The sequence below is a fragment of the Streptomyces sp. NPDC029164 genome (assembly GCF_055563995.1).
Map to the genome: position 1 here is coordinate 95514 of NZ_JBVHWW010000027.1, position 13005 is coordinate 108518.

Genomic DNA, 13005 nt, shown 5'->3' on the forward strand with positions numbered 1-13005 from the left:
CGGTGCCGGCCGCGCTGGTCCCGGCGCGGTTCGGCACCCGCCTGCTGTGAGACCGTCCCCCGGACGGGGAACGCATAAGGCGAAGGCCCCCGCGTCGACCGACGGTGCGGGGGCCTTCGCCCGGTGCCTGTTCCTGCGCCTACGGACCGCTAGGCGGCGGGCAGCGCGGCCAGCTGGGCCTGGAGGCGCGCGATGTCCGCCTCGGCCTTGGCGAGCCGGCCCTTGATCTTGTCCACGACGTTGTCGGGGGCCTTGGCGATGAACGCCTCGTTCCCCAGCTTCGCCTCGGCCTGCTGCTTCTCCTTCTCGGCGGCGGCCAGGTCCTTGTTCAGCCGCTTGCGCTCCGCCGGGATGTCGATCGTGCCCGACAGGTCGAGCGCGACGGTGGCACCGCCCACCGGGAGGGTCGCGGTGGCCTCGAAGCCCTCGCCCTCCGGCTGCAGGCGCAGCAGCTGGCGGATGGCGGCCTCGTGCAGGACCAGCGTCGTGCCGGACAGGTCCAGGCGGCCCGGGACCTTCTGCTTGTCGTCGAGGTTCTGCTCCCTGCGGAACCGGCGGACCTCACGGACCAGGCTCTGGACGGCCTCGATCTCGGCCTCGGCAGCCGCGTCGCGGAAGCCGCTGTCCTTCGGCCAGTCGGCGATCACGAGGGACTCGCCACCGGTCAGCGTGGTCCACAGGGTCTCGGTGACGAACGGGACCACCGGGTGCAGCAGGCGCAGCATGACGTCGAGGACCTCGCCGAGGACCCGGGCGGAGGCCTTGGCCTGCTCGCCGCCCGCGAAGAAGGTCGTCTTCGACAGCTCCACGTACCAGTCGAAGACCTCGTCCCACGCGAAGTGGTAGAGGGAGTCCGACAGCTTCGAGAACTGGTAGTCCTCGTAGAACGCGTCGACCTCGGCCACGGTCTTGTTGAGCCGCGACAGGATCCAGCGGTCGGTCGCCGACATCTCCTCGACGGCCGGCAGCTCGCCCTCGATCGTGGCGCCGTTCATCAGCGCGAAGCGCGTGGCGTTCCAGATCTTGTTGGCGAACTTGCTGGACGCCTGGACCCAGTCCTCGCCGATCGGGACGTCGACGCCCGGGTTGGCGCCGCGGGCCAGGGTGAAGCGGACGGCGTCGGAGCCGTACCGGTCCATCCAGTCCAGCGGGTTGACCGCGTTGCCGAAGGACTTCGACATCTTCTTGCCGCGCTCGTCACGGACCATGCCGTGCAGGGCGATGGTGTGGAACGGCGGGGTGCCGTCCATCGCGTACAGGCCGAACATCATCATCCGGGCGACCCAGAAGAAGAGGATGTCGTAGCCGGTGACCAGGACGGAGTTCGGATAGAACTTCGCCAGGCTCTCGGTCCGGTTCGGCCAGCCGAGCGTGGAGAAGGGCCACAGGCCCGACGAGAACCACGTGTCGAGGACGTCGGTGTCCTGGGTCCAGCCCTCGCCCGCGGGCGGCTGCTCGTCCGGTCCGACGCAGACGACCTCGCCGTTCGGGCCGTACCAGACGGGGATGCGGTGGCCCCACCACAGCTGGCGCGAGATGCACCAGTCGTGGAGGTTGTCGACCCAGTCGAAGTAGCGCTTCTCCATCTCCTGCGGGTGGATCTTGACCCGGCCGTCGCGGACCGCGTCACCGGCGGCCTGGGCGAGCGGGCCGACCTTGACCCACCACTGCATGGACAGACGCGGCTCGATGGTGGTCTTGCAGCGCGAGCAGTGGCCGACGGAGTGGGTGTACGGGCGCTTCTCGGCGACGATCCGGCCCTCGGCGCGCAGCGCGGCGACGATGGCGGAGCGGGCCTCCAGCCGGTCCAGGCCCTGGAAGGGGCCGTGGGCCGTGATGATGGCGTGCTCGTCCATGACGGCGAGGTTCGGCAGGCCGTGGCGCTGGCCGATCTCGAAGTCGTTCGGGTCGTGCGCCGGGGTCACCTTGACGGCGCCGGTGCCGAACTCCGGGTCGACGTGCTCGTCCGCGACGACCGGGATGCGGCGGCCGGTCAGCGGCAGCTCGATCTCGGTGCCGACGAGGTGCTTGTAGCGCTCGTCCTCCGGGTGGACGGCGACGGCGGTGTCGCCGAGCATCGTCTCGGCGCGGGTGGTCGCCACGACGATGGAGGCGTCACCCTCGCCGTACCGGATGGAGACGAGCTCGCCCTCGTCGTCCTGGTACTCGACCTCGATGTCGGAGATCGCGGTGAGGCAGCGCGGGCACCAGTTGATGATGCGCTCGGCCCGGTAGATGAGCTCGTCGTCGTAGAGCTTCTTGAAGATGGTCTGGACGGCCTCGGAGAGGCCCTCGTCCATGGTGAAGCGCTCGCGCGACCAGTCGACACCGTCACCGAGGCGGCGCATCTGGCCGGAGATCTGCCCGCCGGACTCGCCCTTCCACTGCCAGACGCGCTCGACGAACGCCTCGCGGCCCAGGTCGTGGCGGGACTTGCCCTCCTTGGCGAGCTCGCGCTCGACGACGTTCTGGGTGGCGATGCCGGCGTGGTCCATGCCGGGCTGCCACAGCGTCTCGAAGCCCTGCATGCGCTTGCGGCGGGTCAGGGCGTCGATGAGCGTGTGCTCGAAGGCGTGGCCCAGGTGGAGCGAGCCCGTGACGTTCGGCGGCGGGATGACGATGGTGTACGGCGGCTTCTCGCTCTTCGCGTCGGCCTCGAAATACCCACGCTCTACCCAGCGCTCGTAGAGCTTCCCCTCTACCTCGGCCGGCGTGTAGGCGGTCGGCAATTCGGAGTTGGGGCTGCTGGGTGTCTGCGTGTTCTCGGTCACGGGCCACAGTTTACGGCCGTAACAGTCCAGTCATGAAACCGGTAATGAGGGGGCCCGCCGCCCCGGGCGCCATCCGCTTCCGCCAGGATGTGTGAAACGGATAAGCAAAACGGATAGCCAACCTCATTGGGGGACGCGGGATGAGTTACAACCAGCCAGGGCCCTACGGGCAGCAGCCGCAGCAGCCGGGACCGTACGGGCAGCAGCCGCAGCCGGGTCCGTACGGCCAGCCCGCCCCCCAGCCCGGGCCGTACGGGCAGCCCGCCCCGCAGCCGGGCTACGGCTACCCGCAGCAGCCGGGCGTTCCCCCGCAGGGCTACCCGCAGCAGCCTCCGACGCCGGCGTACGGCTACCCGCAGCAGCAGGCTCCGTACGGCGGGCAGCCGCCGAAGAAGTCCAAGGCCGGGGTGATCATCGCCGTGGTCGTCGCGGTCGCGGTCGTCGCGGGCGCCGGCTGGTACTTCACGCAGGGCGGCGGCGCGGGCGGCGCCATCGCGGCCGACACCAAGGGATACAAGCTGGTCGCGCCGGAGTCGGTGGACGACTTCAAGAAGGACCCGAAGTACGAAGAGAAGCCCTTCACCGACAAGGACAAGAAGGAAGCCGAGGCGGTGGGCGTCAAGAACGCCACCCAGGTGGGCATGAACTACCAGGCCGGCGACCCGAAGAACCCGCTGTCGGCCAAGGGCCTCAACTTCTCCGGTGTCTACGGTGAGGTCAGCGACCCGGAGAAGGCGGTGGACGGATACTTCGCCATGGCCAAGCTGAACGCCGCCAAGGAGGGCAAGTCGGAGGTGCAACTCGTCGGCAGCCCCAAGACGATGAACCCCGCGGGCTTCAAGGGCGCCGTCATGAAGTGCCAGGACATCAAGTTCACCTCGAAGGACACCAGCACCAAGGGGCCCAAGGAGGCCACGGTGCCGTTCTGCATCTGGGGTGACTACAGCACCCTGACCATGGTCAGCGCCTCTGACGTGGCGTCCATCCTCGCCGGCAAGCCGGGCTACACCCAGGAGCAGGCCGCGGAGCTCGCCGCGAAGCTCTACAACACCGCCCGCGTCAAGAAGTAGCGGCACGGCAGGACATGCAGAAGGGGCGCCCCCGGCCGGGGGCGCCCCTTCTGCTTGCCGCTCTGCGGGCTACGCGGACTTCTCGTGCGGGCCCTGGTCCTTCGGGACGATCCGGGGGACCAGCGTCGGGTTGACGTTGGAGCGGACCACGTCGGACGTGATGACCACGCGGGCCACGTCCTTGCGGGACGGGACCTCGTACATCACCGACATGAGGACCTCTTCCATGATGGCGCGCAGGCCGCGCGCGCCGGTCTGGCGGAGGATCGCCTGGTCGGCGATGGCCTCGAGGGCCTCGCGCTCGAAGTCCAGCTCGACACCGTCGAGTTCGAACAGCCGCTGGTACTGCTTCACCAGGGCGTTGCGCGGCTCGATCAGGATCTGGAGCAGGGCCTCGCGGTCCAGGTTGTGCACGGAGGTCAGCACGGGGAGGCGGCCGATGAACTCGGGGATCATCCCGAACTTCACCAGGTCCTCCGGCATGACCTCCTGGAACTGGTCGCTGGCCTCGATCTCGCGCTTCGAGCGGATCGTCGCCCCGAAGCCGATGCCCTTGGCGCCCGCACGCGACTCGATGATCTTCTCCAGGCCGGCGAAGGCGCCGCCCACGATGAAGAGCACGTTCGTCGTGTCGATCTGGATGAACTCCTGGTGCGGGTGCTTCCGGCCACCCTGCGGCGGTACGGAGGCGGTCGTGCCTTCCAGGATCTTCAGGAGGGCCTGCTGCACGCCCTCACCGCTCACATCACGCGTGATCGACGGGTTCTCGCTCTTGCGGGCCACCTTGTCGATCTCGTCGATGTAGATGATCCCGGTCTCGGCCTTCTTGACGTCGTAGTCGGCGGCCTGGATCAGCTTCAGCAGGATGTTCTCGACGTCCTCGCCGACGTACCCGGCCTCCGTCAGCGCCGTCGCGTCGGCGATGGCGAACGGGACGTTCAGCATGCGGGCGAGGGTCTGCGCGAGCAGCGTCTTGCCGGAACCGGTGGGGCCCAGCAGCAGGATGTTGGACTTCGCGAGCTCGATCGCGTCGTCCCGGCCCTGCGCGCCGCCGTTCTCGCCGGCCTGGACCCGCTTGTAGTGGTTGTAGACCGCTACGGAGAGGGCCTTCTTCGCCGGCTCCTGGCCGACGACGTAGCTCTCCAGGAACTCGTAGATCTCACGGGGCTTGGGGAGTTCCTCCCACCGGACCTCGGAGGTCTCCGCGAGTTCTTCTTCGATGATCTCGTTGCAGAGGTCGATGCACTCGTCGCAGATGTACACACCGGGTCCTGCGATGAGCTTCTTCACCTGCTTCTGGCTCTTTCCGCAGAACGAGCACTTGAGCAGGTCGCCGCCGTCACCGATGCGTGCCACGAGGTGCTTCCCCTTCGCCTGGGAGACGCCTGGTTCAGCGCTCCTGGTGCCTCATATCCGACGGTACCTTGCCGGGGGCCCCGTGCGGGGCCCCCTTGACGTGGTTCACATCGCCGAATCCGGCGGCGGTTCCACGCCAACTGGCGGCAAGGATCAGTGCGAACTCTTGCGGGTGGAGATGATCTGGTCGATCAGGCCGTACGCGAGCGCGTCCTCGGCCGTCAGGATCTTGTCGCGCTCGATGTCGTCGCGGATCTTCTCGATCGGCGTCGTCGAGTGCTTGGCCAGCATGGTCTCCAGCTGGTCGCGCATGCGCAGGATCTCGTTGGCCGCGATCTCGAGGTCCGAGAGCTGCTCACGGCCGGTGCCGCCGGAGGGCTGGTGGATCAGCACACGGGCGTTCGGCAGGGCCATGCGCTTGCCGGGGGTGCCGGCGGCGAGCAGGACCGCGGCGGCGGAGGCCGCCTGGCCCATGCAGACCGTCTGGATGTCCGGCTTCACGAACTGCATCGTGTCGTAGATCGCCGTCAGCGCGGTGAAGGAGCCGCCGGGGCTGTTGATGTAAATCGAGATGTCGCGGTCCGGGTCCATCGACTCCAGGCACAGCAGCTGCGCCATGACGTCGTTGGCGGACGCGTCGTCGATCTGCACGCCGAGGAAGATCACGCGCTCCTCGAAGAGCTTCGCGTACGGGTCGTACTCGCGCACGCCCTGCGAGGTGCGCTCGACGAAGCGCGGGATGACGTAGCGGTTGTCCACCTGCGGGCCGGTGTAGAGGCCGTTGGCGCTGGCGGAGAAGTTGTTCTGCATCTGGGTGTTCACCATCCTGGTGGCGTTCTGCGGGCTGTCGACTGCCGGGTGCTGACGGTGGTGCCGGGATCAGGCCCCGGTGCCGCCGCCGCCCGGAACGTTGGACGCGGCCGAGATGATCTCGTCGATGAGGCCGTAGTCCTTGGCCTCCTCGGAGGTGAACCAGCGGTCGCGGTCACCGTCGCGGATGATCGCCTCGACGGTCTGGCCCGAGTGGAACGCGGTGATCTCGGCCATCCGCTGCTTGGTGCGCAGCAGGTACTGGGCCTGGATCTTGATGTCCGACGCGGTGCCACCGATGCCGGCGGAGCCCTGGTGCATCAGGATGTCGGTGTTCGGCAGGGCGAAGCGCTTGCCCTTGGCGCCACCGGTGAGCAGGAACTGCCCCATCGAGGCCGCCATGCCCATGCCGATGGTCACGACGTCGTTGGGGATGTACTGCATGGTGTCGTAGACGGCCATGCCGGCCGTCACGGAGCCACCGGGGCTGTTGATGTAGAGGTAGATGTCCTTCTCCGGCTCGGCGGCCAGGAGCAGGAGCTGTGCGGTGATCTTGTTCGCGATGTCGTCGTCAACCTGCTGGCCGAGGAAGATGATGCGCTCGCCGAGCAGCCGGTTGTAGACATGGTCGCCGAGGCCGCCACCGATGGACGGCTCACCCGCGGCGTAAGGCTTCAGATTCGTCACGTATCCACCTGCTCGTCTCCGACGGCCATGTGCCGTCTCAGCGTCTCGTTCTGGGGCGCGGTCCGGCCGGAGCGGACGAGTCCGCCGGCGCCCGGGTACTCACGTGCCCTCGTATTCATGGACCCTAACGCGCAGGTCGGACAACGCCATCCCGCTTCCCGAACTGTTCGCTCGGAGCGCAAGGTCCCGGGGCCGTTGGGGCGCCATGCCGAAGGGCCCGGACGCGGCTGCGTACGGGCCCTTCGGGACACTGCTCAGTGGGCTTCGCCCGGGGTGTTACTTGGCCTCGTCGGCCTTGGCCTCGTCGTCACCGTCGACGGCGGCCTCGACGGTCTCGACGACCGTCTCCTCGTCCTCGTCGGACAGGTCCACGACGTCACCGTTGGTGTCGACGACCTTGGCGGCCTCGACGACGACCGCGAGGGCCTTGCCGCGGGCGACCTCGCCGACGAGCATCGGAACCTGGCCACCCTCGACGACCGCCTGGGCGAACTGGTCGGGGGACATGCCGGAGGACTGGGCGCGGCGCATGAGGTGCTCGGTGAGCTCCTCCTGGTTGACGCCCAGCTTCTCCTTGTTGACCAGCGCGTCGAGGACGAACTGGGTCTTGATGCCCTTGATCGCCTGCTCGGAGGTCTCGGCGTCGAACTCCTCGACCGTCTTGCCCTGGAACTCCAGGTACTTCTCGATGGTCAGACCCATCTGGCCGAGCTGGTGGTGCTCCAGGTTGTGCTTGCGGGTCTGGACCTCGTCCGCGAGCAGCTTCTCGGGGATCGGGACCTCGACGAGCTCCAGCAGCTTCTCCAGGACGCGCTCCTGGGCCTGCGTGGCCTGGTCGTACTGCTTCATGTTCTCGAGGCGCTTGCGGCTGTCCGCCTTGAGGTCCTCAAGGGTGTCGAACTCGCTCGCCATCTGCGCGAACTCGTCGTCCAGCTCCGGGAGCTCCTTGGCGGAGACCTTGGTGACCTTGACGGTGACCTCGGCGTCCTTGCCCTCGGCGGAGCCGCCCTTCAGCTGGGAGGTGAAGGTGGCCTCGCCACCGGCCTCCAGGCCCGTGACGGCCTCGTCGATGCCCTCGAGGAGCTCGCCCGAGCCGATGGTGTACGAGACGTCGGAGGCGACGCCGTCGGGCAGCACCTCGCCGTCGACCTTGGCCTCCAGGTCGAGGGTGACGACGTCACCGTCGGCGGCGGCGCGCTCGACGTCCTTGGTGGAGCCGAAACGGCCGCGCAGCTGCTCGACCGACTTCTCGACGTCCTCGTCGGAAACCTCGATGGCGTCGACCTCGACCTCGATGCCGGAGTAGTCCGGGATCTCGATCTCGGGACGGACGTCGACCTCGGCGGTGAAGGCCAGCAGCTCGCCGTCCTTCAGCTCCGTGATGTCCACCTCGGGCTGGCCCAGCGGGTTCAGGTCGGCCTCGTTGACGGCCTCGGTGTAGAACTTCGGGAGGGCGTCGTTGACGGCCTCCTCCAGCACCGCACCGCGGCCGAAGCGCTGGTCGATGACGCGGGCCGGGATCTTGCCCTTGCGGAAGCCCTTCACCGTGACCTGCTGGTTGATCTTCTTGTACGCCGCGTCGAGGCTGTCCTTGAGCTCCTCGAAGGGCACCTCAACAGTGAGCCGAACCCGAGTCGGGTTCAGGGTCTCCACGGCGCTCTTCACGGTTCGGTCTCCTTGTGGCTGACTTCTGGGGGATCTGCCGTCTCGCTGTGATTCAGCGGTTCAGCGGACTTCGGCCCGGTACATCAGACACACGGGCACGCAGCTTGCATAGTAGCCGCAAGCGGCAATCAGCCCACAACGCGATCTTGTGGAGACACTGCTGTTGGTCGGGGTGGCCGGATTCGAACCGACGACCTTCCGCTCCCAAAGCGGACGCGCTACCAAGCTGCGCCACACCCCGTCGGTGCGACACGTAGGGTACATGCCCGGAGACCCTCTGATGTGCGGGGTTTCCCGATGCGTTTCGGGACCGTCCGGGGCGTGCGCGCGAAATGTGGTGTGCGCTCCCCCTGTACGACCCGCTAGGATGCTGTCCGTGCCGCGGTCCCGTACCTGCGGCGCGCGCGTTGCGGGTGTAGCTCAATGGTAGAGCACTAGTCTTCCAAACTAGCTACGCGGGTTCGATTCCCGTCACCCGCTCTGAAGCACAAAGGGCCAGGTCAGAGGATGTTTCCTCGACCTGGCCCTTCGTCGTTCCCGGAGGCTCCGATCAGCCTCGCGTGCCCCCTGCGTGCCGCTTGCGCCGTGGATCTCCCTCTGTGCTCTCGGGACGACCAACGGGTCTGCCGGGGCTCGTACGCGATCTTCCGAACCAGCCCTCTGCCGGTGGGGGGCGGCTCAGAGTTTGATGTTGGCGATCATCGTCGCGAGGGAGTTGAGGAAACGGTTCACGTCGTCCGCGATCGAGCTGGACGCCAGGAAGAAACCGAAGAGGGCCGCGACGATGGCGGGGCCCGTCTTGATGTGGTTGCCGCGGATCAGCACCACCAGGATGACCGCCAACAGAACCACCACTGACAGCGAAATGGCCACTACTGATCACACCTTCGGTCGTCCCCTGGTCGGCCCGGGGCGCGCGGCCAGGCACACCCCCACATGGACCATCCTCCCACCAACGGGCCCCGGCTATCCGCCCGGTGGCGAATCGCCGTGGTTCCGTTTCCGCCAACCACATGTGCGCCGGGCATGTTTCGGGCGCGGGGCCCGGGTTACGGGGCGGTGAGACCGAGCAGGGACCGGACATACGCGTACTTCGCGGACAGCCGTTCGCGCGTGGGGCCGTCCAGTACGGAGAGGCGTACGGGGTCGGCGTTGTGCGCCAGGTCGGCCTCCTTGACGAGGAGCGCGCCGGGCGTGGCGAGGATGCGGGCCGTGTACTGCTCGACCGGTTCGCCCGGGCGCTTGGTGACCGCGAGGACCATGTCCTTCACCTCGGGGGGAAGGGCGGCGGAATCCAGCCAGGTGAGGCTGAGGGCCTCGTCCTCGATCGCGTCGTGGAGCCAGGCCGCCGCCTGCTGTTCGGGGCTGCCGCCGCGCAGGCGGACCCCCTCGGCCACGGCCGCGAGGTGCTCGGCGTAGGGCCGGCCGGCCTTGTCGGTCTGGCCCTCGTGCGCCGTGCGCGCCAGGGCCTCGACCTCCACGAGTGTCAGGGGACGGCTGGTCATGCGATCTCCCTCGCTGCTGTGCCGAGGGCCTCGGCGGCCCGGCGTACATCCGCCCGCGTGGTACGCCAGTTGGAGAACGCGGCGCGCAGGGCGGGGGTTCCACCGTAGACGGTCGGGGTGACGAAGACCTCGGCGGCCGCGGCCTCGCGCAGGGCGGCCAGCCGGGCGGGAGTGGGATCGGCGGCGAGGGTGAAGCAGACGACGTTGAGGCGGACCGGGGCGAGGAGGGTGAAGGCGGGGTCCTCCTCCAGTGCGGCTCCCAGCGCGCGGGCGCAGGCGATGTCGCGTTCGACGATCTCGCGGTGGCCCTGGCGCCCGTAGGCCCGGAGCGTGAACCAGGCGGCGAGGGCGCGCAGCCGGTGGGAGTTCTCCGGGGTGAGGTGGACGAGGTCGGGGTGGTCGCCGAGGGGGCCGAGGTAGGCGGCGGAGTTCTGGAAGACGCGGGCCTGGAGGTCTCGGCGGCGGGTGAACTGAACGGCGCTGTCGTAGGGGACGTTGAGCCACTTGTGCAGGTCGACGCAGAGGGAGTCGGAGGCGTCGAGGCCGGCGGCGAGGTGCGCGTGCTCCGGGGAGAGGGCGGCGAAGGCGCCGAACGCGGCGTCGGTGTGCAGCCAGAAGTCGTGGCGTTCGCGCAGGGCGGTGATGGCGGGCAGGTCGTCGAAGTCGACGGTGTTGACGGTGCCCGCGTTGGCGACGACGACGGCCGGGCCGGGGGTGTCGGCGAGCGCGCGGTCCAGGGCGGCCGGGTCCACGGCCTCGCGGCCGGGCAGGGTCGGGACCGTGACGAGGGAGCTCCGGCCCAGGCCGAGGACCGAGAGGGCCTTGCCGATCGAGGAGTGCGGGGCGCCGGAAAGCACCCGGACCGTGCCGAGGGCGGCTACGCCGTCGTCGGCCGGGGAGACGCCGAGGCGTTCGCCGAGCCATTCGCGGGCGATGGCAAGGCCGGTGGTGTTGGACATGGTGGCGCCGCTGACGAACGTGCCGGTGTGGGCGGCGGAGAGGTGGAAGAGGTCGCGGAGCCAGGTGATGGTTTCGCGTTCGAGGTCCTGGCCGGCGCCGTCCAGGGCGGAGTTGGAGTTCTGGTCGTGGGCGGCGGTGAGCCAGTCTCCGGCGAGGGCGGCGGGGGTGGCTCCGCCGGTGACGAAGCCGAGGTAGCGGGGGCCGGCGGAGGCCGAGAGCCGCGGCTCCCAGCGCGCGCGGAAGGCGGCGAGGGCGGCGGCCGTGCCGGTGCCGTGCTCGGGCAGGGGTTCGGGGTCGAGGGGCTTGCCGGCATGCGGTACGACGGGACGCGCGTCCAGCGTGGCGAGCGCGTCGGTGGCGGCGCGGCGGGTGGCGTCGAGCAGGTCGGGGAGCCGGGCGAGGTCGGCGGCGAGCGTGCGGTCCATGGGGGCACGGTAGGCGCGCCGCGCCCTGCCGGGGCGGGCCAATCCGCGCGGATTGGCCCGCGCGTCGCCGCGTCGCCGTGTCGCCGTGTCGCCGCGTCGCCGCGTCGCCGTGTCGCCGCCGGCCGGACGGGGCGGGCAGGCCGGGCGGCGCAGGCGGGCGCGCTGGCCGGGCGGCCGGGCCGGGTTTGGTGGGGGCGGTTTCGGCGGGGCCGGGCGCGCGCCGGGACGTCTCCTCGGACGCCGAACGTGACGAGGGGTCGGAGAGTCTGGCGGAAGTGCGTTCGGCGCCCTGCGGGGATCGCCCCGACACACACCCGACCCCGGGGGTCGGAGGCTCCCGCCGGAACCCGCTGGGGGGGGAGGGTGGGCCAGGGCGTTTGGCGCCCTGTGGGGATCGCCCCGGCACATGCCCGGCCCCGCCGGAACGGGTGGGCAGTGGGAGGGGAGGGTTTGTGCGGCCTCTGGGGTGGTGCGTCGTAGGGTCGGCGGATGATCGCGAAGCGGTGGATGGGTGGCGTTGTCGGGGGCGTTGTCGTCGCGGGGGTGCTGGCGGGGTGCAGTACGCCGCCGGCGCCGCGGGCCGCGCCGGGGCCGACCTCCGGGCCGCAGGCCAGACCCACGCGGCACGACACCGAGGCGAGGCCGGACCGGAACTCGCCCGCCCCTGACGGCAAGTGCCCCGAGGGTGGGGTCCGGCTCGTCGAGACGGGCGGGGACGCGGCGATGGGGCTGCGGGTGGAGGGCTTCCAGCTGGTCAACTGCGGTACGGAGCCCTACGTACTGGAGGGCTACCCGGAGGTGTCGCTGCGGGACAGCCGCAACGATCCGCTGGAGGTCACGGTGGAGCACGGCGCGGAGGGCATCACCACGGGCGTGCCGAACATCGAGGCGGCCCCGAAGCGGGTGACGCTGGCGCCGGGACAGGCCGCGTCGTGGTCGGTGGTGTGGCGCAACCTCGTCACCGACGCGACCGTGACGGCCACGACGGTGCCGGTGCTGGAGATCGCGCCCCGCCCCGGAGCGCCCCGGCTGTGGCTGCGGCTGGCCCGGCCGTTCGACCTCGGGAACACCGGGAAGCTCGGGATCGGCCCGTGGACGGCGGTGACCCGGTGATCGTCTGGCTCAACGGGCCCTTCGGGGGCGGCAAGACCCAGACGGCGTACGAGGTGCACCGGCGGCTGCCGGGAAGCGTCGTGTGCGATCCCGAGCACGTCGGGTTTGGGCTCCACCGGATGCTGCCGCCCGCGCTGCGCGGCGATTTCCAGGACCTTCCTGCCTGGCGCCAGGGAGTGTTCGAGGTACTGGACCTCGCGGCGCGGCGGCATCCGGGCGTGGTGCTGGTGCCGATGACGGTCACGGAGCCGGTCTATTTCGCTCAGACCGTGGGACGGCTGCGCGAAGAGGGGCACGACGTACGGCATTTCGCGCTGCTGGCGCAGCGGGAGACGGTGCTGCGGCGGCTGCGGGAGCGGGGGCTGGGCCGCGGGCTGAAGCGGGAGAGCTTCGCGGTGGCCCGGCTGGACGGGTGCCTGGAGGCGCTGCGCGCGCCCGAGTTCGCGCAGCACGTGACGACTGATCGGCTGACCGTGTCCGAGGTCGCCGAGCGTGTGGCCGGTGCCGCGGGCCTGGACCTTGCGCCGAACACCGACGGGCCGTTGCGGGGGCGGGTCCGGCGCGCGCTGATCGGCGTACAACACATCCGCTTCGGCTAGCCGGTGCCGGGGCTCCGCCCCGCACCCCACCCTCAAACGCCGGC

General features: G+C 69.9%; 11 protein-coding genes and 2 tRNA genes. 4 read left to right on the forward strand and 9 right to left on the reverse strand.

Features of this window, described 5'->3' with window-relative positions:
- Positions 1–149 precede the first annotated feature (149 nt).
- Positions 150–2771, reverse strand: a complete 2622-nt coding sequence (locus ACZ4VT_RS25250; RefSeq protein ID WP_467952905.1) for a valine--tRNA ligase — start codon at positions 2769–2771, stop codon at positions 150–152.
- Between the two features lie 140 nt (positions 2772–2911).
- Here ACZ4VT_RS25250 and ACZ4VT_RS25255 point away from each other — a divergent pair, with 140 nt between their 5' ends.
- Complete coding sequence (locus tag ACZ4VT_RS25255; RefSeq protein ID WP_467952907.1) at positions 2912–3841, forward strand: hypothetical protein; 930 nt, start codon at positions 2912–2914, stop codon at positions 3839–3841.
- 69 nt (positions 3842–3910) lie between these two features.
- Here the strand turns inward: ACZ4VT_RS25255 and clpX are convergent, their stop codons facing one another.
- From clpX to ACZ4VT_RS25280, 5 genes are all read right to left on the reverse strand, one after another.
- Entirely contained in the window at positions 3911–5197 is a 1287-nt protein-coding gene (clpX, locus tag ACZ4VT_RS25260; protein WP_301371147.1) for an ATP-dependent Clp protease ATP-binding subunit ClpX, read from the reverse strand.
- Positions 5198–5350: 153 nt separating this feature from the next.
- The gene (locus tag ACZ4VT_RS25265) at positions 5351–6022 is read right to left on the reverse strand and encodes an ATP-dependent Clp protease proteolytic subunit (RefSeq protein WP_351302275.1); all 672 of its coding nucleotides are present in this window, start codon (positions 6020–6022) and stop codon (positions 5351–5353) included.
- A 54-nt stretch (positions 6023–6076) separates the two neighbouring features.
- Positions 6077–6694: an ATP-dependent Clp protease proteolytic subunit gene (locus tag ACZ4VT_RS25270; RefSeq protein ID WP_030026957.1), complete on the reverse strand. Its 618-nt coding sequence runs from the start codon at positions 6692–6694 to the stop codon at positions 6077–6079.
- A gap of 276 nt (positions 6695–6970) precedes the next feature.
- Positions 6971–8359, reverse strand: a complete 1389-nt coding sequence (tig, locus tag ACZ4VT_RS25275) for a trigger factor (RefSeq protein WP_467952910.1) — start codon at positions 8357–8359, stop codon at positions 6971–6973.
- A gap of 164 nt (positions 8360–8523) precedes the next feature.
- Positions 8524–8600 (reverse strand) — tRNA-Pro (locus tag ACZ4VT_RS25280).
- Positions 8601–8768: 168 nt separating this feature from the next.
- On the opposite strand from ACZ4VT_RS25280, the gene ACZ4VT_RS25285 reads away from it, so the two are divergent.
- Positions 8769–8839 (forward strand) — tRNA-Gly (locus ACZ4VT_RS25285).
- Between the two features lie 198 nt (positions 8840–9037).
- On the opposite strand, the gene ACZ4VT_RS25290 is transcribed toward ACZ4VT_RS25285, so the two are convergent.
- The 3 genes from ACZ4VT_RS25290 to ACZ4VT_RS25300 form a co-directional block, all read right to left on the reverse strand.
- Positions 9038–9232: a membrane protein gene (locus ACZ4VT_RS25290; RefSeq protein ID WP_030008564.1), complete on the reverse strand. Its 195-nt coding sequence runs from the start codon at positions 9230–9232 to the stop codon at positions 9038–9040.
- 176 nt (positions 9233–9408) lie between these two features.
- Positions 9409–9864 carry an HD domain-containing protein gene (locus ACZ4VT_RS25295; RefSeq protein ID WP_467952912.1) on the reverse strand — a complete coding sequence of 152 codons (456 nt, stop codon included), beginning with the start codon at positions 9862–9864 and terminating at the stop codon, positions 9409–9411.
- The gene (locus ACZ4VT_RS25300; RefSeq protein WP_467952914.1) at positions 9861–11249 is read right to left on the reverse strand and encodes a pyridoxal phosphate-dependent decarboxylase family protein; all 1389 of its coding nucleotides are present in this window, start codon (positions 11247–11249) and stop codon (positions 9861–9863) included. Before ACZ4VT_RS25300 ends, ACZ4VT_RS25295 begins: the two co-directional genes overlap by 4 nt.
- A 489-nt stretch (positions 11250–11738) precedes the next feature.
- Between ACZ4VT_RS25300 and ACZ4VT_RS25305 the strand changes: the two genes are divergently transcribed.
- Together ACZ4VT_RS25305 and ACZ4VT_RS25310 are read left to right on the forward strand one after the other, a co-directional pair.
- Positions 11739–12362, forward strand: a complete 624-nt coding sequence (locus ACZ4VT_RS25305) for a DUF4232 domain-containing protein (RefSeq protein WP_467952916.1) — start codon at positions 11739–11741, stop codon at positions 12360–12362.
- A complete protein-coding gene (locus tag ACZ4VT_RS25310; protein WP_467952941.1) occupies positions 12359–12961 on the forward strand; it encodes an AAA family ATPase in 603 nt (200 codons plus the stop codon). Before ACZ4VT_RS25305 ends, ACZ4VT_RS25310 begins: the two co-directional genes overlap by 4 nt.
- Positions 12962–13005: the final 44 nt, after the last annotated feature.

What these genes read in the sequence shown, in the direction of transcription:
- ACZ4VT_RS25300 (WP_467952914.1), bottom strand. Translation starts at nt 11,249, where the DNA reads ATGGACCGCACGCTCGCCGCCGACCTCGCCCGGCTCCCCGACCTGCTC.
- ACZ4VT_RS25255 (WP_467952907.1), top strand. Translation starts at nt 2,912, where the DNA reads ATGAGTTACAACCAGCCAGGGCCCTACGGGCAGCAGCCGCAGCAGCCG.
- ACZ4VT_RS25295 (WP_467952912.1), bottom strand. Translation starts at nt 9,864, where the DNA reads ATGACCAGCCGTCCCCTGACACTCGTGGAGGTCGAGGCCCTGGCGCGC.
- ACZ4VT_RS25265 (WP_351302275.1), bottom strand. Translation starts at nt 6,022, where the DNA reads ATGGTGAACACCCAGATGCAGAACAACTTCTCCGCCAGCGCCAACGGC.
- ACZ4VT_RS25305 (WP_467952916.1), top strand. Translation starts at nt 11,739, where the DNA reads ATGATCGCGAAGCGGTGGATGGGTGGCGTTGTCGGGGGCGTTGTCGTC.